Consider the following 20,812-nt stretch of genomic DNA (forward strand, 5'->3'; position numbering starts at 1 on the left):
AAAGAAGGCTACGACATGACTGAAATAGTAAACGTTATTGGTGCAGGACTTGCAGGAAGTGAAGCAGCGTGGCAAATAGCAAAAAGAGGTATAAATGTACGTCTTTACGAAATGCGACCTGTTAAACAAACCCCTGCGCATCATACGGACAAATTTGCTGAATTAGTATGCTCCAATTCACTTAGAGCGAATAACTTAACTAATGCTGTAGGCGTTATTAAAGAAGAAATGCGTATGTTGGACTCGATTATTATACAATCAGCAGATAATAGTAGTGTGCCTGCTGGAGGTGCACTTGCAGTTGACAGACATGATTTCTCCGGAAAAGTTACAGAAGCTATACGTAACCATCCGTTAATAGAAATTGTCAATGAGGAAGTAACAGAAATCCCAGAAGGCATCACTATAATAGCGACTGGCCCATTAACTTCTCCAGCTCTTGCGGAAAAGGTAAAAGAGCTGACTGGTCAAGATTACTTGTATTTTTATGATGCTGCGGCTCCGATCGTAGAAAAAGATAGCATTGATATGGATAAAGTTTATCTGAAATCCAGATACGACAAAGGGGAAGCTGCTTACTTAAATTGTCCGATGACTGAGGATGAGTTTAATCGCTTTTACGATGCTTTGGTAGCTGCGGAAGTTGTACCATTAAAAGAATTTGAAAAAGAAATTTTCTTTGAGGGCTGTATGCCTGTTGAGGTAATGGCTGGGCGTGGTCGTAAGACATTGTTATTTGGGCCGATGAAACCGGTAGGATTAGAAGATCCCAAAACAGGGGAACGTCCATATGCAGTAGTTCAGCTTCGACAAGATGATGGTGCGGGTACACTTTATAATATTGTTGGCTTCCAGACACATTTGAAATGGGGACCACAAAAAGAGGTATTGAAACTAATACCTGGTCTTGAAAACGTGGAGATTGTGCGTTACGGTGTTATGCATCGTAATACGTTCATTAATTCGCCATATGTCCTAGAACCAACTTATCAGTTAAAAGCAAATAAACAAATTTTCTTTGCTGGTCAAATGACAGGTGTAGAAGGTTATGTAGAGTCAGCGGGTAGTGGATTATTGGCTGGCATTAATGCAGCTAAACTAGCTAAAGGTGAAGATTTAGTCGTATTTCCGGCTGAAACAGCACTTGGAAGCATGGCAAGATATATAACAGAAGCGAACCCAAAAAACTTCCAACCGATGAATATTAATTTTGGTTTATTCCCTGACTTACAGCCAAAAGTTAGAGATAAAAAAGTGAAAACCGAACAATTAGCAAATAGAGCACTGACAACAATTCGAAATTTTATGAAAAGTACTGCGTTATAATTGCTAAAAGCCTCTCAAAAGTTGTATACTTTTAGAGGCTTTTATAATGCAGATATATTGGAGTGGAGTTGATAATCATCATAGGGTTAGAAGAACTTCATGCTTTTATGGAATACATACAATTAGAAAGAAATTATTCGAATCATACAGTACAAGAGTACGATAAAGATATAAAGCAGTTTCTGTCTTTTTTAAAAATAGAGGGAGTAACTGATTTAAATGAGGTTGAATATATTCATGCCCGATTATATGTGACGAAGTTATATGATGAGAAACTAGCGAGAACTACTATTTCTAGAAAGATATCCTCTATTCGTTCTTATTATAAATTTCTTCATAAAGAATATAATATTCGAGACGACGCATTTCAATCTCTGTTTCATCCAAAAAAAGAAAAAAAACTTCCTCATTTTTTTTATGAAGAGGAAATGGAGCAGTTGTTTGAAGGGAATAAAGGAACTGATTCTTTATCCATCCGAAATATTGCCATATTAGAACTGTTATATGCGACTGGAATACGTGTCAGTGAACTTACATCGATTGAACTTCGTCATATAGATAGTAGCTATGGTGTCGTTCGAGTAATGGGAAAAGGCAGAAAAGAGCGGTATGTACCTGTAGGTGATTATGCATTAGCAGCAATAGATGATTATTTATTGAACAGTAGACCAAAGCTAATGAAGAAAACTTCGCATACATTTATCTTCGTCAATAGTCGAGGAGAGCACTTAACAACAGACGGTGTAAGATATATCCTAAACCAAATGTTGAAAAAAGCTTCTATAAATTCAACTATTTATCCACATATGCTGAGACATACATTTGCTACGCATTTATTGAATAATGGAGCAGATCTTAGAAGTGTGCAGGAGCTATTAGGACATTCCAGCTTATCTTCCACACAAATCTACACACATGTTACAAAAGAGCATTTACGTAAAACGTATATGAATGCGCATCCGCGTGCGTAAATATTGGAGGTAATTAAGTTGGGTAATATACATGCAACCACGATATTTGCAGTTAGTCACAAAGGTAGCCAGGCAATGGCAGGAGATGGCCAAGTGACTTTAGGTAACCAAGTAGTGATGAAACATACTGCCAAAAAGGTTAGAAGACTTTTTAACGGTCAAGTTGTGGCAGGTTTTGCTGGCTCTGTAGCAGATGCTTTTACGCTTTTTGAAATGTTTGAAGGAAAGCTTTTAGAGTATAATGGAAATTTACAAAGAGCGGCAGTTGAGCTTGCCAAACAATGGCGAGGAGATAAAATGCTCCGTCAATTGGAGGCAATGCTTCTAGTGATGGACAAAAATAGTTTATTACTTGTTTCTGGAACAGGAGAAGTCATTGAGCCAGATGATGGGATTTTAGCTATTGGTTCTGGTGGCAATTTTGCGTTAGCAGCTGGCAGAGCTTTAAAGCAATTTGCCGGAGAGAATATGACAGCAGCAGAAATTGCAAAAGCAGCCCTAACTACAGCTGCAGATATATGTGTCTTTACAAACCATCAAATTATTGTGGAGGTATTAGGTGAATGAAAGAAACAAACTTAACCCCAAAACAAATTACCGAGCATTTAAATAAATACATCGTTGGTCAGGACGCTGCAAAAAAAGCAGTTGCCGTTGCACTTCGAAATCGGTATCGTCGACAATTATTGGATGACGAGATGAAAAACGAAGTAATCCCGAAAAATATTCTAATGATTGGACCTACAGGAGTAGGTAAAACTGAAATTGCTAGAAGAATTGCTAAACTAACAAATGCTCCCTTTATAAAAGTGGAGGCAACTAAGTTTACTGAAGTAGGGTATGTTGGTCGAGATGTCGAGTCTATGGTAAGAGATCTAGTAGAAGCAGCTATCCGAATTGTCCGAGAAGAAAAGATGGAAGAAGTAAAAGAACAGGCAATTCGATTGGCAAACGACGCTATTGTCAAACTTCTTGTTCCTTCTTTGAAGAAAAAAAGTGCTAACTCTAATCCATTTGAAGCATTATTCGGAGGAAAAGATGAAGATACTACTGATGTAGAAGATACAGATGTACGTTTAAAACGCTCGCAAATTGCCGAAGATCTAAGAGATGGCAAATTGGAAGAAGAGTTTATAACTGTGGAGGTTGTTGAACAATCACCCTCGCTGTTTGATGCTTTACAGCCAGCTGGTATGGAGAGTATGGGGATGAATATGCAGGACGCCTTGTCTAATCTAATGCCAAAGAAAAAGAAAAAACGTAAGTTGAAAGTAAAAGACGCACGCAAAGTATTAATGCAGGAAGAAGCGAGCAAATTAATAGACAAAGATGAACTTTCCCAAATAGCAATTGAAAAGACAGAACAAACGGGAATCATATTTATCGATGAAATGGACAAAATAGCAAGTAAAAATGGATCTGGTTCTTCCGCGGATGTTTCACGAGAAGGTGTCCAACGAGATATTTTACCAATTGTAGAAGGATCTACAGTTAATACTAAGTATGGAGCTGTAAAAACAGATTATATTTTGTTTATAGCAGCGGGGGCCTTCCATACTGCTAAGCCGTCCGATTTAATACCTGAGCTTCAAGGTCGTTTTCCGATTCGTGTCGAATTAGAAAAACTGACAAAAGAAGACTTTGTTCGTATTTTAAAAGAGCCTCGCCAATCTCTTATTAAACAATATGAGGCTTTATTGGAGACGGAGGGAGTTACAATCACCTTCTCTGATGAATCCATTGAAAGAATTGGTGAAATCGCTTATGAGGTTAATCAGGAGACCGATAATATAGGAGCGAGACGTTTACACACAATTCTAGAGAAGATTTTAGAGGAGCTTTCTTTTGAAGCTTCTGACATTTCGCCGGCTCATATTCAAATTACTCCTGCATATATTGACGGTAAACTTGACAATATTGTGAAAAACAGAGATTTATCGCAATTTATTTTGTAAAATCAAATCGTATTAGTATCTAAAACAATTAAAAACCTTTAGAATATTAAAATAAACAAGGAAATTAAATGGAGGATTATATTAATGAATTTATTAACTAAAACAAGAAAAATTAACTCGATGTTACAAGCATCTGCTGGTAAGCCAGTAAACTTTAAGGAAATGGCTGCTCAATTAAGTGATGTAATCGAATGTAATGCTTTCATCGTATCTAGAAAAGGAAAATTATTGGGATTTGAAGTTCATCAACAAATCGAAAATGAGCGTATGATTAAAATGATGGAAGAGCGTCAATTCCCAGCACAATACACGAAAAACCTTTTTCACGTGGATGAAACATCTTCCAATTTAGATGTTTATAGTGAGCATTCTGTGTTCCCAGAAGAAAACCGTGAGTTATTTAAAGACGGTTTAACAACAATTGTTCCAATCATTGGTGGCGGGGAACGCTTAGGTACATTAATCCTAGGGCGCCTTAAAAAAGATTTTGAAGATGATGATTTGATACTTGGTGAATATGGTGCAACAGTTGTTGGGATGGAAATCCTACGTGAAAAATCAGAGGAAATTGAAGAAGAAGCTCGCAGTAAAGCAGTTGTTCAAATGGCTATCAATTCATTGTCATACAGCGAACTTGAAGCAATCGAACATATCTTTGAAGAGTTAGATGGTAGTGAAGGTCTCTTAGTAGCATCTAAAATTGCTGATCGCGTAGGAATTACAAGATCAGTTATCGTAAATGCACTTCGTAAACTAGAAAGTGCAGGAGTAATTGAGTCGAGATCACTTGGGATGAAAGGAACTTATATCAAAGTATTAAATGATAAGTTTCTTGGAGAATTAGCGCAACTTAAAATGAAATAATTAATATATATTAAATTCTCTTCCTCATTATGTGGAAGAGAATTTTTTTATTGACGAAAAATAGTAAAAGTTATTAGTCGTTTTATGCTAATAAGATGTGAGTAAACAGTAAATTGACCAAAATTGACATGAAATGTCGACAATTATCAAATAAAAAGGTGTAAAGACCTATTAAAAAGATAAAAATTTAATAGACACAATGTTACATAAACATTACAATTAAAATATTATGATAATCTAAGAAAATTATTAAAAAATATGTCGAATACTATTTTTATAATGAGGTGAGAAAATGAGTATATTTGGTGGTGCAATTTCAAGTTTAGAACAAGGCTTGGGTTTCTCAGCGACAAAACAAAAGGCGATTGCGCAAAATATAGCAAATGTCGACACTCCTAACTATAAAGCGAAAAGTGTCAGTTTTAGTGAATACTTATCTAGTGCAAAACACTCCACTATTTCTGCACATAGAACGCAAGTAAAACATATAGATTTCCATACAAATTCCAGTACATACGGTGTGTTCGATTATGCCAATTATAGATATAACCACAATGGGAATGGTGTTGACATGGATAAAGAACAAGCAAACTTAGCAACCAATCAAATCTACTATAATGCATTAATAGATAGAATGAGTGGCAAGTTAAATACATTACAAACTGTTATTAAAGGAGGAAGATAATTATGTCCATATTTCATGGTATGAATACAACTGCATCAGCATTAACTGCTCAGCGGCTAAGAATGGACGTAATTTCCTCCAATATGGCAAATGTAGATACTACTCGGGCTAAACTAGTAAATGGTGAGTGGCAAGCATATAGAAGAAAGTCTGTTACATTAAAGCCTTTAGAAGGTCAATTTTCAAGTTTTTTAAATGTGGCCATGGGTACCTCAAACAATAGGAGTGTTGGTAATGGAGTAAAAGTGAGTGGTGTAAAAGAAGATACGGAAACTCCTTTTAAATTGCTATATGATCCGACACATATTGATGCAAATGAAGATGGGTACGTCGAAATGCCGAATGTCGATCCTTTAAGAGAAATGGTTGATTTGATATCAGCTACAAGATCCTATGAAGCCAATGTAACGGTTTTTAATGCAAACAAAGCTATGTTGTCTAAGGCATTAGAAATAGGAAAATAAGAAAGAAGGTATAGTTTAAATTGTCAATTGAATCCATATCATTATTTAATCCTTCACAAATAAGCCCAGTTTCGACAACTTCAAAGCTAAGTCCTGCAGAGGCTCAAACTGGTTTTGGTGATTTTTTAAAAACTGCCATTCAATCTGTAAATGAAAATCAAAAAGCATCCGATATAGCTACCGAAAAGCTAATAAATGGTGGGGACATCGAGTTACACGATGTAATGATTGCTTCTCAGAAAGCAAGTATTACATTAAATGCGACATTAGAAATTAGAAACAAAGTTGTAGAGGCATATCAAGAAATAATGCGTATGCAAGTGTAACCTCTCTCGGTTATCGCTAAATATATAGAGCAAAAATATTCACCATAACCGGAGGATAATAATGAATGAACGTATAAAAAAAATGACGAGCGATGTAACCACTTTTTGGAGAAGTCGCACTAAAATGCAAAAAGGAACAATGGTCGGTAGTGTAGTAGGAATTATCATTCTAGCTACCGTTATTACTTTAATGATGAATAGAACTAACTTTGTTCCGCTATATACAGATGTATCTCCATCTGAAATTGGACGTATTAAAGAAACATTAGATGCACAAGGAGTGCTCAATGAAATTGCTCCAGGTGGAACGTCCATCCTAGTACCAGCTGAGCAAGTAGATGCATTATTAGTACAACTAGCAGCAGAAGGTTATCCAGAGTCAGGTATGATCGACTATAGCTTCTTTTCCCAAAACGCTGGATTTGGTATGACTGATAATGAATTTAATGTCCTAAAACTGGCTTCCATGCAAACCGAACTTGCGAAATTGATTAAGGGTGTGGAAGGGGTAAAGGATGCCCAAGTAATGATTACCTTACCTGAAGCAGGAGTATTTCTATCACAAACCAATGAAACTGCAAGTGCCGCGATCGTTCTAAATACAAAGGCAGGGTATAAATTTACAGACTCACAGATTCTGTCCTTATATAACCTAGTATCCAAGTCAATTCCTAACTTAGCACCAGAAGATATCAGCATTAGAAACCAGTACTTAGAATACTTTGACCTAGAACAAGCAAATACAAATACAGCCGGTGCAGATGTAAGCGATCAAATGTCTATTAAGAAAACAATTGAGCGTGATTTACAGCGTCAGGTACAAACAATGTTAGGTACTTTAATGGGACAAGACAAAGTTGTAGTATCTGTAACGACAGATATTGACTTTAAACAGGAAAATCGAGAAGAAAATTTAGTAGAACCTGTGGATGAAGAGAATATGGCTGGAATTGAAATTAGTGCGCAACGTATTTCTGAAACCTTTACCGGGGAGAATCCAGTAGCGGGAGGTACTCCAACTGCAGAGGATGCAACTGATAATTTTACCAACTATGTGGAAGGTTCCACATCAAATGGTGATTATGAGCGATTAGAAGACACCATTAATAGTGAAGTAAATCGAATCCGAAAAGAAATAGTAGAGAGTCCCTATAAAATTAGAGATATAGGTATTCAAGTGATGGTGGAACCACCTGAACCTGACGATTTAGCTTCTATGCCTGACGGTGTCGAACAAGATATAGAGCAAATTCTTTCGACAATTATCCGAACTTCTATCGATGAAGAAGCAGGTGGAGAATTGACTGAGGAATTACTACAGGAAAAAATTGTTGTATCTGTACAACCGTTTAACGGCAAAGCAGCGACAGTGGCAAGTACACAATCGACTATTCCTTGGTGGATATATGTAATTGGTGGAATTTTACTTGTTGCAATTATACTTCTAGTTGTATCCTTACTTCGCTCTAGAAAAACAGATGAGGAAGAAATGTTTATTTTAGAAGAGCAACGAGAAGAACTTAGTGTAGATGATATAAACACAGAAAAAGAAACGGAATCGACTCTAAGAAGAAAACAACTAGAGAAAATGGCGAAAGATAAGCCGGAAGAATTTGCGAAGTTATTACGTACTTGGATAGCAGAGGATTAACTTTATTTGCAGAATAAAGTTAAAGCCTCCGGCGGATGTCACAGATTTTGAAAGGAGTTAACCCGGAAAACCGGGTTCAAAATCTGGACGCAATTGCGCCGAGGCGCAATTGATTGGAGGGACGGCTATGATTAAAAAAGAAAAAGATTTAAGTGGTAAACAAAAAGCCGCGCTCTTATTAATTTCTCTCGGACCTGAAGTGTCTGCTTCTATTTATAAACATTTAAATGAAGAAGAAATTGAGCGTTTAACTCTTGAAATATCAGGTGTAAAAAAAGTAGAGCCTGAAATTAAAGAAGGTATAATAGAAGAATTTCACACTATAGCTTTAGCACAGGACTATATTTCTCAGGGTGGTATTGGATACGCAAAAACGGTTTTAGAAAAAGCATTAGGTACGGAACATGCGCAGGCAATTATTAATCGACTTACTTCTTCATTGCAAGTGCGTCCTTTTGATTTTGCTAGACGTGCAGAACCAGCTCAACTGTTTAACTTTATTCAAAATGAGCATCCGCAAACGATCGCACTTATCCTTTCTTATTTAGAGGCACAACAAGCAGGAATAATTCTTTCTTCTTTACCACAGGAAATGCAAGCAGATATTGCCAAAAGAATAGCAACGATGGATTCGACTTCACCTGAAGTAATAAGTGAAATAGAATCAGTTCTTGAACGCAAGCTATCTTCGACTGTAACACAGGATTACACGGAGACAGGCGGTATCGATGCAGTCGTAGAAGTGTTAAATGGTGTGGATAGAACAACAGAGAAAACAATCTTGGATGCATTAGAAATACAAGATCCTGAACTTGCCGAAGAGATTAAGAAAAGAATGTTCGTATTCGAAGATATCGTTACACTTGATAATCGCTCTATTCAACGAGTTATTCGTGACTGTGAAAACGAAGATTTACTACTTTCTATGAAGGTTTCAAGTGAAGAAGTTAAAGACGTTATCTTCCGTAATATGTCCGTACGTATGGCCGATACTTTCAAGGAAGAAATGGAGATTATGGGTCCAGTTCGTCTACGTGACGTAGAAGAAGCTCAATCTAGAATTGTAACTGTCATTAGAAGATTGGAAGACGCTGGTGAAATAATAATTGCTCGTGGCGGAGGAGATGACATCATTGTCTAAAATTTTCCGGAATGTGTATTTTAATGAAACAAAGGAAAATTCCAAGCCCATTCATATAAGGAATTTAGATGTTCGAGAAATGATGAACACTGACGAGCCATTGACTTTAGATGTTCTTACACAAGAGCGAGGTAGAATGTTGGAACAGGTGAACGAAGAGATAGCAGATAAAAAGTCCCTATTAACGAAAGATATCGAAGAGACTAAACATTTTATCGAAAATCAGTTGACTATGTGGGAACAAGAGAAGATAGGCTTCCAGCAGCAAGCATATGATGAAGGCTTCATGCAAGGAATAGAAGAAGGGCGCTTAAAAGTGCAAGCAGATATGCAACATTCATTGAAAATTGCTAATGATGCAATGAAAACTGCTCATGAAAATGCGGCAAATTACTTACAACAACAAGAACATGTCATTCTAGAACTAGCTATACGAACTGCAGAACGAATTATTGCAACGAAGCTAGATGAAAATGATGAATTGTTTCTATCAATTGTTAAAAGAGGGTTAAAAGAAGCAAGAGAAATGAAAGAGATAAAACTATATGTTTCTCCAACCTATTTTGAACTTGTATCTAAAAATAGGGAAGAGCTCTCCTCCATTTTTCCTGTAGATGTACCTTTTATGATCTTTGTTGATGAAGATATGAATGAAACAGATTGTTATATAGAAACTAATCACGGAAGAATCGTCGTCAGTATTGATGAGCAAGTGCAGGAGCTGCGAAGTAAGCTAGTAGATATTCTAGATAGTATGGAGTGAATGTGATGAAAGCAGTAGATTTGATTCAACAAGTTTCGAACATACCTACCTTTAAAAAATATGGTCGAGTTAGTCGAGTTGTTGGATTAATGATTGAATCACAGGGTCCTGAAAGTTCAGTTGGAGATGTTTGTAAAATCCATATAAACTCAGCCAAAACTGGAGCTTCCGTTATTCTTGCAGAGGTCGTTGGTTTTAAGGAAGAAATTGTCGTATTAATGCCCTATACGAATATTAGAGAAATATCTACAGGTTGCTTAGTGGAAGGGACGAATAGTCCGTTAGAGATTAAGGTAGGTCCAGAACTAATAGGAAGAGTATTAGATTCAATGGGGAATCCAATTGATGGATCTGTTTTACCAAAAGGTTTGATGACAGTTGGAACCGAAAAAGATTCCCCAAATCCTTTGACTAGACCACCTATAGAAGAGCAAATCGAAGTAGGTGTAAAGGCAATCGATGGTATGCTAACCGTCGGAAAAGGTCAAAGGGTAGGTATTTTCGCAGGATCTGGTGTAGGGAAGAGTACTTTACTTGGAATGATCGCTAGAAATACTAACGCAGATTTAAATGTCATCGCCCTAATTGGGGAGCGTGGTAGAGAAGTTCGAGAGTTTATCGAAAGAGATTTGGGAAAAGAAGGATTACAAAAATCGATTATTGTAGCAGCTACTTCTGACCAGCCTGCATTAATGCGGATTAAAGGTGCATTTACAGCTACAGCTATCGCAGAATACTTCCGTGATAAAGGATTAAACGTCATGCTTATGATGGATTCCGTTACTCGTGTAGCAATGGCACAACGGGAAGTAGGTCTTGCAGTAGGAGAACCTCCAGCTACTAGAGGGTATACCCCATCGGTATTTTCCATTTTACCTAAGCTGTTAGAGCGAACAGGTACAAATGAATTTGGTACAATTACTGCGTTCTATACTGTATTAGTTGATGGCGACGATATGAATGAACCAATAGCAGATACTGTTCGTGGTATTTTAGATGGTCATATTGTGTTGGATCGCTCACTCGCTAACAAGGGGCAGTATCCAGCTATTAATGTGTTAAAAAGTATAAGTCGACTTATGAATCATATTTCAGATGAAAAACATGTGAAAGCTGCAGAAAGATTACGGGATTTATATTTTACGTACAACAAATCAGAAGATCTGATCAATATTGGAGCGTATAAACGTGGCACATCTCGCGAAATCGACGAAGCTATTCTGTATGAACCTTTAATAACATCTTTTCTAAAACAAGGATATTTGGATAAGGTATCTTTGGAGTCCTCTGTAGATGAATTAGTGAAATTATCAGGCGGTGTATCCTAATGGTTGCTTATCAATTTAAATTTGCGAAAGTTTTAACGATTCGGGAACAACAAAAATCGGAAACGGAGTTGGCTTACAAAGAATCCGTATCAGCTTTCGAAAAAGTTGCAACAGAACTATATAATTTGTTGAAGAAAAAAGAAGATACGGTGGACATCCAAAATAATCTGCTAGTATCTGGTCTTTCCGTAGATAATATTCATCATTACTCTCACTATATTGAAGGTCTACAAAAAAGAATAGATGTTGTTCAAAAGGAAGTCATTCAAGCCAGATCTAAAATGAATTGGGTGGAAGAAAAACTTCTAGAAAAATCATTAGAAGTGAGAAAGTTTGAAAAGATACAAGAAAAAGACTTAGAGCAGTTTCAACAAGAGCAACAAAGACTTGAAACGATCCAATTAGATGAAATATCTTCTTTAAAGTTTCAAAACAAAGAGATTAGGTGAGTAAAAGCATGGCTAAAAGGAACAAAACAAATAAAGGCATGGAACAAGTAGATGGGGAAACAAAAGGTATAGGTAAAATTAAAATGTTATTTTATTGGTTTATCATTCCTGTTTTATTTGCTTTACTTCTCTTACTAGTAATTGCTCAAATAGCAAATATAAACGTTTTTGAAAAAGGAAAAGAGATAACTGGTTTTGGTGAGGAACAAATTTTAACAGAAGACAAAAAAACAGATGTATTAGAAGAACGAGTTGTCTCTTTACAAGCGGAAATACAAGAAAAAGAAGCTCAAATTGACAAAGTTCGAACAGAACTAGATAAATCTGCAACGGAGAAGGAAGCACTTTTATTAGAACAAGAAAGATTAATAGAAGAAATTGCAACATTAACAAGAAACCAAGAGAGTTCCAAGCGAGATTATGCAGAAATTGTTTCTACCTTTGAAAAGATGTCTGCAAAAACAGCAGCACCAGTAATCATTAATATGAGTGATGCAGAAGCTTTACGCATTTTGACTAGTCTTAAACCAGATACTGTAGCAAGCATCTATGAAAAAATGACCCCAGCGGATGCTGCCAAGTATACAGAATTAATGACGAAACAATAATACTCTATTTTTTGAAGGGAGGTGAAAACAAACATGAATATCGCTATGGCAGTAAATACAAATGTTAGTGTTACTACTCAAACAAGTAGTAAAATGCAAACGAATATGAATAACAGTCAAAAGTTCGGTTCTGTATTTGGACAAATCTTATCCAATTCACAAATACAACCAATTACTGCACCACAAGTTAACTCTGAAGGAAATGTACTACAAGATTTGCTCGCAATTCTTAATGTAACTTCAATAGAGGAACTTGAATCATTAATAGATTCAGCAGAGTTAACTGTTAATCCTAAGGAATTAAAAGGGCTTTTAGATAAATTATTAGGTGTGGATAGTGATCAAACACTTGTAAATACAGACCCTAATAAAGAAATAATAGAATCGAATGTTTGGGATTTACTAGCAGGTATAAATGAACAAGCAACTAAAATAATAGATTCAATCATTTCTTCCCTAAAAGGACAAGGACCGAGCAGTCCAGCGGATGCTAAGCAAGCTGTGGAGTTATTAAAAACGGTTCAATTAATAGGAAACAAATCAGATTTAACAATCAAAGAAGAATCCACACTTTTTGATCTTAAGCAATTGCTGGAGAATGTGAAGGAAACCGTAGGCAAAGTCGCTACAAATGAAACATCTTCCTCACCACAATTATTAAAGCAACCGATTATTCAAACTCAAATGGTAGTTAAACAGACTACTCACTCTGTTCAACCAGAGCTAGTTACTGAAACAAAAGAAATTACATCAAATGTACAAGGTGGTACTACTACAGTTATTCAAACTAAAGTAGAATCAGTTTCCATAACACTACCAACTGAAAAGGCTGCACAGTCAGAAGAATTCGTAAAAGAATTGCAAAAGGTAATGAACCGTGTGCAGTTTGGACAAGCAGGTGGAGCAAATAGACTCGTTCTTAAACTATTTCCCGAGCATCTGGGTACCATTCGAATTGAATTGATTCAAAAAGATGGGATGTTGACCGCTAAAATACTAGCATCAACGGCATTAGGTAAAGAAATGCTGGATTCTAACTCGAGTCAATTGAGACAAGGTTTTGCTGGACAAAACATTCAACTAGAAAAGTTAGAGATTACACAAGCATTACAAGACTCAGTGAGACAAGAGAAGCATCAAAATTTCCAACAATCTTTTAAACAACAACAGCAAGAGCAAGCTAAAGAAGAGGCTAATATAGAAAGTCAGGAAGAACCAATTTCCTTCGACGATTTCTTAACAGATATGGAGGTTTAACAGATGGCAGATTTGACCCCAATTACTAAAGATATGTATTTGTCTAACAAAGCGACAGCAACAAAAACCACTGGTAGTAGCGAATTAGGGAAAGATGCGTTTTTAAAAATCCTTATGACACAACTGCAAAATCAGGATCCAACAAAACCGATGGATGATGCACAATTCATCTCACAAATGGCGCAGTTTTCATCTTTAGAACAAATGACTAACTTAACGAAAGCCTTTGAAGAATTTGCAGGTGTACAACAACAAAGTCAAATGATCGAATTCAGTAACTTTGTAGGCAAAGAAGTAAAGTGGCATGAACTTACAGATAAATTAGATGCTAGTGGAAAGCCGATAACAAATGAAGGTGCTGGATCTATTACTGGTATTAAATTTGTAGATGGAAGCGTGGAATTCACGTTAGCAGATGGAAAGAAGATAAGCCCTGGAAATATTTCAGAAGTATTATCGGGTAGTTCTAATTCCAATAGTTTAGTAGAAGCTAGCATGCTAATTGGTAAAACGGTAGGTTATCAAAATGGCGATACGGTAAGCTCAGGAATAGTACAATCAGTTTCAAAAAAAGATGGAAGTATTGTATATAATTTAGGTGGAGACGTGTCGATCAAAGCCGACCAGTTTATATCTATCCAATAAGAACGGAGACTTGCAATGGACAATCTTTCGGTAAATCGTGTTCCGCTGCAAACAAAAATCCGTCAACCATTCACATCAAACCAAGTAGCTTCACCAAAACAATCTTTCTTACAGCATTTACATGAAGCATCTATCCAAACAGAATTAAAGATAAGTAAACATGCAAACCAACGTTTACAAGATAGAAATATTTATATCTCAGATGCAGAATGGCAATTAGTAAGTGAAAAAGTTTCAGAAGCACGCGCAAAAGGTGTGAACGACTCATTAGTATTGATGGACCAAGCAGCATTAATCGTCAGTGCAAAAAATTCCACTGTCATTACTGCGATGAATCGCACGGAAGCGAAAGACCAACTATTTACCAATATTGACGGTACGATTGTACTGAACTAACAAATAATAGCAGGACCTGTAAAGGATGCTATGTGCAGCCGACTGATTGAAGCTAGCACACAAATCGAAGGGAGAACAAATTAAATGATTCGTTCAATGTACTCAGGTATTTCAGGTTTAAAAAACTTCCAAACAAAACTGGATGTAATAGGTAATAATATCTCAAACGTTAACACTTACGGATTTAAAAAGGGTCGTACAGTATTTAAAGACTTGATTTCACAAACTACCTCTGGTGCTTCAGGTGCAACTGCTTCAACTGGTGGTGTTAATGCGAAACAAGTAGGATTAGGGTCGCAATTAGCCGCTATAGATACTATTCACTCTGGCGGAGCATTGCAGTCTACGGGTAATACACTTGACTTAGCAATTTCAGGAGATGGATTTTTCCAAGTAGCTGATTCTACAAATGCTAATCGTGATGGATTTGTTAATCCCCTCTATACTCGTGCTGGTAACTTCTATATGGATAATGAAGGATATTTAGTAAATGGAGATGGGAAGTTTTTAGTTGGTGGAGTTACTAAAGTAGATCAAACAAAACTTAAAGCTGCCCAAGCTGATGTTGTAACTACGGCAACAAAATCCGCCGCTGATGCAAAATTAGCTGCATCTGCTGCAAAAACTTATGCAGATGATGTAAAAGTGAAAGAAGGGGCTGTTGCAACTGCGAAAGCAGCCCTGGCAGCTAAACCAAGTGACGCTCCTCTTCAAACTGCTCTTACTGCGGCAGAAGATGCTTTAAAACTTTCAAAAGATATGACAGTAGGTTTAGGATTGGCAGCTGATACGGCTGGTAAAACTGCGGAAGCTTCAGCCACTGCATTATCTGTTAAAGAAGCTGCTGTGGCTAATCTAATTAATCCCGAACCTTCAAATGTAATTAGAAATCCTGAAATCTCAGGTAGTCTTGATATAGCTGGCAGTTATTTACCTGATACATCTCTTACTGTTGATGGTGAATATCGACCAATCAAAATACCAACAGATGCACAAAGTATGAATGTTGGACAAGATGGTACAGTAACGTTTGTTGACAAAGAAGGAACATTGCGTTGGGCTGGTCAACTTGTACTTGCTAAATTCCCAAATACAGGTGGTATGGAAAAAGTCGGTTCCAACTATTTCAAAGATACATCGAATTCAGGTGAACCAATTCTTCAGACTGCAAATGAATCAGGTATGGGTACTATAAACTCTGGTTTCCTAGAAATGTCCAACGTTGACCTTTCTGAAGAATTCACAGACATGATCGTTGCACAACGTGGATTCCAAGCGAATACTCGTATCATCACGACTTCGGATTCAATTTTAGAAGAATTAATCAACTTAAAACGTTAATCTATTAAACTTAAAATTTATTTAAAAGGGAGGGTTGGGCCGTTCCTATATGGTCCCGGCCCTTCATTATGATTAATCTAACTCGTTTGAACGGTAAGGAGTTTTCGTTAAATGCTCTGTACATAGAGACAGTGGAGTCTTTTCCAGATACGACGATTACACTCACAAATGGTAATAAATATGTAGCGTTGGAATCTAGGGAAGAAGTGTTCCTCAAAATTTCTCAGTTTTACAAAGAAATACATATACTATCGAACCCGCACATAAGAGGTGAACAGAATGAAGAGTAAAAATAAACTATTAACCATTATGCTTATTATTTTAGTTTCGATTACATTAGTTGGAGTTGTGGCTTTGCTTATCGTTATGCAGTTAAATAAGACAGATGAAACTGAAGGGCCGACAATTGATGAAATTATCGAATCCTCCGTAGATATACCAGAAATAACTACTAATCTAGCGTCGAGTAAATTTATCCGCATATCTTTAAAGATTCAAACGGATAGTAAAGAGGCTGCTGAAGAGTTAACTAAACGGGATTTCCAAGTGAAGAATATTGTCATTACGGAACTATCTGAAATGACCCCCGAAGAGTTAGATGGGAAAGAGGGTAAAGCGATGTTTGAGTCAGCGCTTAAAACAAAAATTGGTGAGCTAATGGATAATGGAGATGTTCAACAAGTTTATATAACTTCTTATATTATTCAATAAGTAATCTTTTTTAAATGGAGGTGGGCAGATTGGCAGGAGATATATTATCTCAATCAGAAATAGATGCGTTGTTAAGTGCACTTTCAACAGGTGAAATGACAGCAGATGAAATGAAAAGTGAACAAGAGGCTAGAAAAGTAAGAACGTATGACTTTAAAAGAGCACTTCGCTTTTCAAAAGATCAGATTCGAAGCTTAACGAGAATCCATGAAAATTTTGCTCGTCTATTAACTACATTTTTTTCTGCCCAGTTAAGAACGTATGTGCAAATATCAGTCGTGTCAGTCGATCAAATACCTTTTGAAGAGTTTATTCGTTCAGTACCACATATGACATTGATCAATGTGTTTGAGGTTCCACCGTTAGAAGGCAATATTCTAATGGAAATTAATCCGAATATTGCGTATTCCATGTTAGATTTATTGATGGGTGGTAAAGGACAAGCACATACAAAAGTGGATAATCTAACGGAAATTGAAACGAAGATTATGATGAGTTTATTTGAACGTTCCTTTGATAACCTACGGGAAGCTTGGATAAATATTGCGGATATTGACCCGATACTTACAGAGCTTGAAGTGAATCCACAATTTTTACAAATGATTTCTCCAAATGAAACTGTAGTTGTTATTTCATTTAATACTATTATTGGTGAAACAAGTGGGATGATTAATATTTGTATTCCGCACGTAGTGTTGGAACCAATAGTTCCTAACTTATCAGTACGTTACTGGATGCAAACAAATAAAAAGGAAGTATCACCCGAACAATTAGCGGTTCTGAAAAAACGTGTGAATGCAGCTGAAATTCCTATCGTCGCAGAGATTGGGACAACCGATATATCGGTAGAAGATCTACTGTACCTACAATTAGGAGACGTCATTCAATTAAACACTAAAATTGATGATCCTCTAACTGTTAAAGTTGGCGGTATTCCTAAATTCACTGGTCAACCTGGTAAACTAAAAAAACGAATGGCTGTCCAAGTCATTGAAACTGTGAAAGGAGGAGAGGATGATGATGAGTGATGATATGCTCTCCCAAGAAGAAATTGAGGCCCTCCTTAGAGGAACGAATATAGATGAGGAAGGCACAAAAGAAAAAGAAAAAGAAACGGAAGACATAAATGTAGAAGACTATTTAGATGCATTTGCTCAAGATACACTCGGAGAAATCGGTAACATTTCATTTGGTAGTTCAGCTACAGCCCTATCTTCTCTTTTAGGAAAAAAAGTAGATATTACTACACCGAATATTAGTATGATTAACCGTAGAAAATTAAAAGAAGAGTTTCCACATCCATATGTAGCGGTGCAAGTACATTATACGTCTGGACTAATCGGTATGAATCTTCTCGTTATCAAACAGTCAGATGCTGCCATAATTGCAGACTTAATGCTTGGTGGAGATGGTTTAAATCCACATCCCGATCTTAGCGAAATTCAGTTGAGTGCAGTTCAAGAAGCGATGAATCAAATGATGGGTTCAGCAGCTACGTCCATGTCTACGGTTTTCAATAAAAAAGTAGATATTTCCCCACCTACCATCGATCTTTTGGATCTATTACAAGGAGAAGGAACAGATGCTATTCCGGAAGATGAACTACTTATTAAAATATCTTTCCGTCTTAAAATTGGGGAATTAATAGATTCTAATATCATGCAACTATTGCCATTAGAATTTGGCCTTAACTTAGTGAAATCATTAATAGGAGGAGACGAACCAGAGGTAGCTGCTACTATTACGGAAGAAAAGGTGTATCAAGCACCTGTTCAACAACAACCTTCTATGCAAACTCAACAAGCACCTGCCATGCAAACGGATGCTCCTATGCAATATAGTCAGCAGCAAACACGACCACAAGCGCCACAAGTGGAAGTACAGCAAGCACAATTTGCAAGCTTTGAAGCACCAAGTTTATCGCAAAATGAATCTAGAAATTTAGATTTACTACTCGATATTCCTCTCCAAGTAACAGTAGAATTAGGTCGTACTAAGAGAACTGTAAAAGAGATTTTGGAACTAACAAGTGGTTCCATCATTGAACTCGACAAATTAGCTGGGGAACCTGTTGATATTCTCGTCAACAATCGACATGTTGCCAAAGGAGAAGTCGTTGTTATTGATGAAAACTTTGGTGTCCGAATTACAGATATTTTAAGTAAAGCAGATCGTATAAATAATTTAAGATAAGCATTGGAGGAAACATATTATGTCGAAGAGAATTTTAATAGTAGATGATGCAGCATTTATGAGAATGATGATTAAAGATATTTTGAGCAAAAATGGTTTTGAAGTAGTAGGAGAAGCGGCAGATGGAGTTCAAGCAATTGAAAAGTACAATGAGCTTAAACCGGATTTAGTAACGATGGATATTACCATGCCAGAAATGGATGGAATTACTGCCTTAAAAGAGATTAAAGCAAAACATCCGAATGCGACGATCATTATGTGTTCAGCAATGGGACAACAAGCTATGGTAATTGATGCAATCCAAGCTGGAGCAAAAGACTTCATCGTAAAGCCTTTCCAAGCTGATCGTGTAATTGAAGCAATTTCCAAAGCTTTAGGGTAATGACATGATGAGGAAATACAACCTCGTAGTATTAAGTGTACTCCTATTATTAACATTTGGTATTCAGCTAGATGTAAAGGCTGAAGTTGATGCGAATGAAAGTATAGAAGAATATTATAATAAATCAAACAATAATAAAAATAACGAAAAAGAGTCAGAAGTTAATGTAGAAGAAACTCCAGAAACGACAGAAGAACCCGTTTCTGTGGGTGTTTCTGTTACAGCAATGGATTATATTAAAATGATTTTTGCTCTTTTGTTTGTTATTGCGTTACTTTATGGATTACTTCGTTTTGTAAATAGCAGAAACAAGAGCTTTCAGACCAATCAACTTATTCAAAATCTAGGTGGGGTTGGAGTTGGACAAGGAAAATCGTTACAGCTAATGCAAGTAGGTAATTCTATATTCTTAGTTGGTATAGGGGAAGATATTACATTATTAAAAGAAATAAACGATCCAGAAGAAATAGAAAAACTTACAAAAAAATATGAAGAAAAAGTAGACATTGGAAAAAGTATTCCGTACATATCTGAGCTAATAGGTCGTTTGAAAGAGAAAGGAACTTCTAAGTCGAAGAGTGAGGGGAAGGAACTTTCATTTGATGAAACCTTTCAGAAAAAATTACAAGAAATTCAAAAAGACCGTAGTAATGTATTAAAGGATTGGAAGACGAAGGAGCGCGATAACAATGAATGAATTTGTCCAGTTTTTCTCGGACAGCGACCCAACAAATCTTGCCACATCTATAAAATTAATGCTATTGCTAACTGTCTTATCTTTAGCTCCTAGTATTTTAATATTAATGACGTCCTTTACTAGGATAATCATCATATTATCGTTTGTTCGGACAGCACTTGCTACAAACCAAATGCCACCGAACCAAGTGATTGTTGGGTTAGCGCTATTTTTAACTTTTTTCATCATGGCACCAACATTTCAACAAGTAAATGAAGATGCTTTAACACCTTTGTTTGATGAAGAGATTACTTTAGAAGAAGCGTACGAAAATGCTAGTGGTCCGTTTAAAGAGTTTATGAGTAAGCACACAAGGCAAAAAGATTTGGAACTTTTCTTAAGTTATTCTAAAGCAGAAAGACCAGAAACAATAGAGGATATATCCTTAACGGTTATGGTACCTGCTTTTGCCCTTAGTGAAATTAAAACAGCATTCCAAATTGGATTTATGATTTTTATCCCTTTTTTAGTTATTGATATGATCGTGGCGAGTGTACTGATGTCAATGGGTATGATGATGTTACCGCCAGTTATGATCTCTCTACCTTTTAAAATACTATTATTTGTATTAGTAGATGGATGGTATTTAGTAATGAAGTCTATACTACAAAGTTTTTAGG

Annotated in this window: 25 protein-coding genes; all 25 read left to right on the top strand. The window is 36.4% G+C overall.

What is annotated here, in order from left to right; genetic code table 11:
• Positions 1-15: 15 nt before the first annotated feature.
• Complete coding sequence (gene trmFO / locus LDK52_RS01330; RefSeq protein WP_277584152.1) at positions 16-1,326, top strand: FADH(2)-oxidizing methylenetetrahydrofolate--tRNA-(uracil(54)-C(5))-methyltransferase TrmFO; 1,311 nt, start codon at positions 16-18, stop codon at positions 1,324-1,326.
• 71 nt (positions 1,327-1,397) lie between these two features.
• Positions 1,398-2,297 (top strand): tyrosine recombinase XerC, encoded by a 900-nt coding sequence (gene xerC, locus LDK52_RS01335; RefSeq protein ID WP_277584298.1) that lies wholly within the window; start codon positions 1,398-1,400, stop codon positions 2,295-2,297.
• Positions 2,298-2,315: 18 nt separating this feature from the next.
• Positions 2,316-2,864, top strand: a complete 549-nt coding sequence (gene hslV / locus LDK52_RS01340; protein WP_277584153.1) for an ATP-dependent protease subunit HslV — start codon at positions 2,316-2,318, stop codon at positions 2,862-2,864.
• The gene (gene hslU / locus LDK52_RS01345; RefSeq protein ID WP_277584154.1) at positions 2,861-4,252 is read left to right on the top strand and encodes an ATP-dependent protease ATPase subunit HslU; all 1,392 of its coding nucleotides are present in this window, start codon (positions 2,861-2,863) and stop codon (positions 4,250-4,252) included. The genes hslV and hslU overlap by 4 nt, the downstream gene beginning before the upstream one ends.
• Before the next feature lie 84 nt (positions 4,253-4,336).
• Positions 4,337-5,116 carry a GTP-sensing pleiotropic transcriptional regulator CodY gene (gene codY, locus LDK52_RS01350; protein WP_277584155.1) on the top strand — a complete coding sequence of 260 codons (780 nt, stop codon included), beginning with the start codon at positions 4,337-4,339 and terminating at the stop codon, positions 5,114-5,116.
• Between the two features lie 292 nt (positions 5,117-5,408).
• Positions 5,409-5,801 (top strand): flagellar basal body rod protein FlgB, encoded by a 393-nt coding sequence (flgB, locus tag LDK52_RS01355; RefSeq protein WP_277584156.1) that lies wholly within the window; start codon positions 5,409-5,411, stop codon positions 5,799-5,801.
• Positions 5,802-5,803: 2 nt separating this feature from the next.
• Positions 5,804-6,265 (top strand): flagellar basal body rod protein FlgC, encoded by a 462-nt coding sequence (gene flgC / locus LDK52_RS01360; protein WP_277584157.1) that lies wholly within the window; start codon positions 5,804-5,806, stop codon positions 6,263-6,265.
• A 20-nt stretch (positions 6,266-6,285) separates the two neighbouring features.
• Positions 6,286-6,591, top strand: a complete 306-nt coding sequence (gene fliE / locus LDK52_RS01365; RefSeq protein ID WP_277584158.1) for a flagellar hook-basal body complex protein FliE — start codon at positions 6,286-6,288, stop codon at positions 6,589-6,591.
• 61 nt (positions 6,592-6,652) lie between these two features.
• Complete coding sequence (gene fliF / locus LDK52_RS01370) at positions 6,653-8,242, top strand: flagellar basal-body MS-ring/collar protein FliF (protein WP_277584159.1); 1,590 nt, start codon at positions 6,653-6,655, stop codon at positions 8,240-8,242.
• A gap of 127 nt (positions 8,243-8,369) precedes the next feature.
• A complete protein-coding gene (gene fliG, locus LDK52_RS01375; protein ID WP_277584160.1) occupies positions 8,370-9,383 on the top strand; it encodes a flagellar motor switch protein FliG in 1,014 nt (337 codons plus the stop codon).
• Positions 9,367-10,146, top strand: a complete 780-nt coding sequence (gene fliH, locus LDK52_RS01380; RefSeq protein WP_277584161.1) for a flagellar assembly protein FliH — start codon at positions 9,367-9,369, stop codon at positions 10,144-10,146. The genes fliG and fliH overlap by 17 nt, the downstream gene beginning before the upstream one ends.
• 5 nt (positions 10,147-10,151) lie before the next feature.
• Positions 10,152-11,474 carry a flagellar protein export ATPase FliI gene (gene fliI / locus LDK52_RS01385; RefSeq protein ID WP_277584162.1) on the top strand — a complete coding sequence of 441 codons (1,323 nt, stop codon included), beginning with the start codon at positions 10,152-10,154 and terminating at the stop codon, positions 11,472-11,474.
• Entirely contained in the window at positions 11,474-11,923 is a 450-nt protein-coding gene (gene fliJ, locus LDK52_RS01390; protein ID WP_277584163.1) for a flagellar export protein FliJ, read from the top strand. Before fliI ends, fliJ begins: the two co-directional genes overlap by 1 nt.
• 8 nt (positions 11,924-11,931) lie before the next feature.
• Complete coding sequence (locus LDK52_RS01395) at positions 11,932-12,531, top strand: MotE family protein (RefSeq protein WP_277584164.1); 600 nt, start codon at positions 11,932-11,934, stop codon at positions 12,529-12,531.
• A 33-nt stretch (positions 12,532-12,564) separates the two neighbouring features.
• Positions 12,565-13,788, top strand: coding sequence for a flagellar hook-length control protein FliK (locus LDK52_RS01400; protein WP_277584165.1), 1,224 nt, complete (start codon positions 12,565-12,567; stop codon positions 13,786-13,788).
• A 3-nt stretch (positions 13,789-13,791) separates the two neighbouring features.
• Positions 13,792-14,433, top strand: coding sequence for a flagellar hook assembly protein FlgD (gene flgD / locus LDK52_RS01405; protein ID WP_277584166.1), 642 nt, complete (start codon positions 13,792-13,794; stop codon positions 14,431-14,433).
• Positions 14,434-14,448: 15 nt separating this feature from the next.
• The gene (locus LDK52_RS01410; RefSeq protein WP_277584167.1) at positions 14,449-14,829 is read left to right on the top strand and encodes a TIGR02530 family flagellar biosynthesis protein; all 381 of its coding nucleotides are present in this window, start codon (positions 14,449-14,451) and stop codon (positions 14,827-14,829) included.
• A gap of 84 nt (positions 14,830-14,913) precedes the next feature.
• A complete protein-coding gene (locus tag LDK52_RS01415; RefSeq protein WP_277584168.1) occupies positions 14,914-16,170 on the top strand; it encodes a flagellar hook-basal body complex protein in 1,257 nt (418 codons plus the stop codon).
• A gap of 68 nt (positions 16,171-16,238) precedes the next feature.
• Positions 16,239-16,460, top strand: coding sequence for a flagellar FlbD family protein (locus LDK52_RS01420; RefSeq protein ID WP_277584169.1), 222 nt, complete (start codon positions 16,239-16,241; stop codon positions 16,458-16,460).
• Positions 16,450-16,881, top strand: coding sequence for a flagellar basal body-associated protein FliL (gene fliL / locus LDK52_RS01425; RefSeq protein WP_277584170.1), 432 nt, complete (start codon positions 16,450-16,452; stop codon positions 16,879-16,881). The genes LDK52_RS01420 and fliL overlap by 11 nt, the downstream gene beginning before the upstream one ends.
• Positions 16,882-16,910: 29 nt before the next feature.
• Positions 16,911-17,909, top strand: coding sequence for a flagellar motor switch protein FliM (fliM, locus tag LDK52_RS01430; RefSeq protein ID WP_277584171.1), 999 nt, complete (start codon positions 16,911-16,913; stop codon positions 17,907-17,909).
• Complete coding sequence (gene fliY / locus LDK52_RS01435; protein ID WP_277584299.1) at positions 17,902-19,074, top strand: flagellar motor switch phosphatase FliY; 1,173 nt, start codon at positions 17,902-17,904, stop codon at positions 19,072-19,074. Before fliM ends, fliY begins: the two co-directional genes overlap by 8 nt.
• A gap of 19 nt (positions 19,075-19,093) precedes the next feature.
• Complete coding sequence (locus LDK52_RS01440; protein WP_277584172.1) at positions 19,094-19,456, top strand: response regulator; 363 nt, start codon at positions 19,094-19,096, stop codon at positions 19,454-19,456.
• A 7-nt stretch (positions 19,457-19,463) separates the two neighbouring features.
• A complete protein-coding gene (locus LDK52_RS01445) occupies positions 19,464-20,153 on the top strand; it encodes a flagellar biosynthetic protein FliO (protein ID WP_277584173.1) in 690 nt (229 codons plus the stop codon).
• The gene (fliP, locus tag LDK52_RS01450) at positions 20,146-20,811 is read left to right on the top strand and encodes a flagellar type III secretion system pore protein FliP (protein WP_277584174.1); all 666 of its coding nucleotides are present in this window, start codon (positions 20,146-20,148) and stop codon (positions 20,809-20,811) included. Before LDK52_RS01445 ends, fliP begins: the two co-directional genes overlap by 8 nt.
• Position 20,812: the final 1 nt, after the last annotated feature.

The organism is Psychrobacillus antarcticus (assembly GCF_029533155.1).
Lineage (GTDB): Bacteria > Bacillota > Bacilli > Bacillales_A > Planococcaceae > Psychrobacillus > Psychrobacillus antarcticus.

Bases quoted from the DNA above. Each gene is read 5' to 3' on its own strand.
- LDK52_RS01400 (WP_277584165.1), top strand. From the start codon at position 12,565: ATGAATATCGCTATGGCAGTAAATACAAATGTTAGTGTTACTACTCAA.
- LDK52_RS01395 (WP_277584164.1), top strand. From the start codon at position 11,932: ATGGCTAAAAGGAACAAAACAAATAAAGGCATGGAACAAGTAGATGGG.
- flgB (WP_277584156.1), top strand. From the start codon at position 5,409: ATGAGTATATTTGGTGGTGCAATTTCAAGTTTAGAACAAGGCTTGGGT.
- flgD (WP_277584166.1), top strand. From the start codon at position 13,792: ATGGCAGATTTGACCCCAATTACTAAAGATATGTATTTGTCTAACAAA.
- fliJ (WP_277584163.1), top strand. From the start codon at position 11,474: ATGGTTGCTTATCAATTTAAATTTGCGAAAGTTTTAACGATTCGGGAA.
- LDK52_RS01415 (WP_277584168.1), top strand. From the start codon at position 14,914: ATGATTCGTTCAATGTACTCAGGTATTTCAGGTTTAAAAAACTTCCAA.
- fliP (WP_277584174.1), top strand. From the start codon at position 20,146: ATGAATGAATTTGTCCAGTTTTTCTCGGACAGCGACCCAACAAATCTT.
- trmFO (WP_277584152.1), top strand. From the start codon at position 16: ATGACTGAAATAGTAAACGTTATTGGTGCAGGACTTGCAGGAAGTGAA.
- hslU (WP_277584154.1), top strand. From the start codon at position 2,861: ATGAAAGAAACAAACTTAACCCCAAAACAAATTACCGAGCATTTAAAT.
- fliG (WP_277584160.1), top strand. From the start codon at position 8,370: ATGATTAAAAAAGAAAAAGATTTAAGTGGTAAACAAAAAGCCGCGCTC.
- fliL (WP_277584170.1), top strand. From the start codon at position 16,450: ATGAAGAGTAAAAATAAACTATTAACCATTATGCTTATTATTTTAGTT.
- LDK52_RS01440 (WP_277584172.1), top strand. From the start codon at position 19,094: ATGTCGAAGAGAATTTTAATAGTAGATGATGCAGCATTTATGAGAATG.
- fliF (WP_277584159.1), top strand. From the start codon at position 6,653: ATGAATGAACGTATAAAAAAAATGACGAGCGATGTAACCACTTTTTGG.
- LDK52_RS01420 (WP_277584169.1), top strand. From the start codon at position 16,239: ATGATTAATCTAACTCGTTTGAACGGTAAGGAGTTTTCGTTAAATGCT.
- fliY (WP_277584299.1), top strand. From the start codon at position 17,902: ATGAGTGATGATATGCTCTCCCAAGAAGAAATTGAGGCCCTCCTTAGA.
- fliI (WP_277584162.1), top strand. From the start codon at position 10,152: ATGAAAGCAGTAGATTTGATTCAACAAGTTTCGAACATACCTACCTTT.
- flgC (WP_277584157.1), top strand. From the start codon at position 5,804: ATGTCCATATTTCATGGTATGAATACAACTGCATCAGCATTAACTGCT.
- fliH (WP_277584161.1), top strand. From the start codon at position 9,367: ATGACATCATTGTCTAAAATTTTCCGGAATGTGTATTTTAATGAAACA.
- LDK52_RS01445 (WP_277584173.1), top strand. From the start codon at position 19,464: ATGAGGAAATACAACCTCGTAGTATTAAGTGTACTCCTATTATTAACA.
- codY (WP_277584155.1), top strand. From the start codon at position 4,337: ATGAATTTATTAACTAAAACAAGAAAAATTAACTCGATGTTACAAGCA.
- LDK52_RS01410 (WP_277584167.1), top strand. From the start codon at position 14,449: ATGGACAATCTTTCGGTAAATCGTGTTCCGCTGCAAACAAAAATCCGT.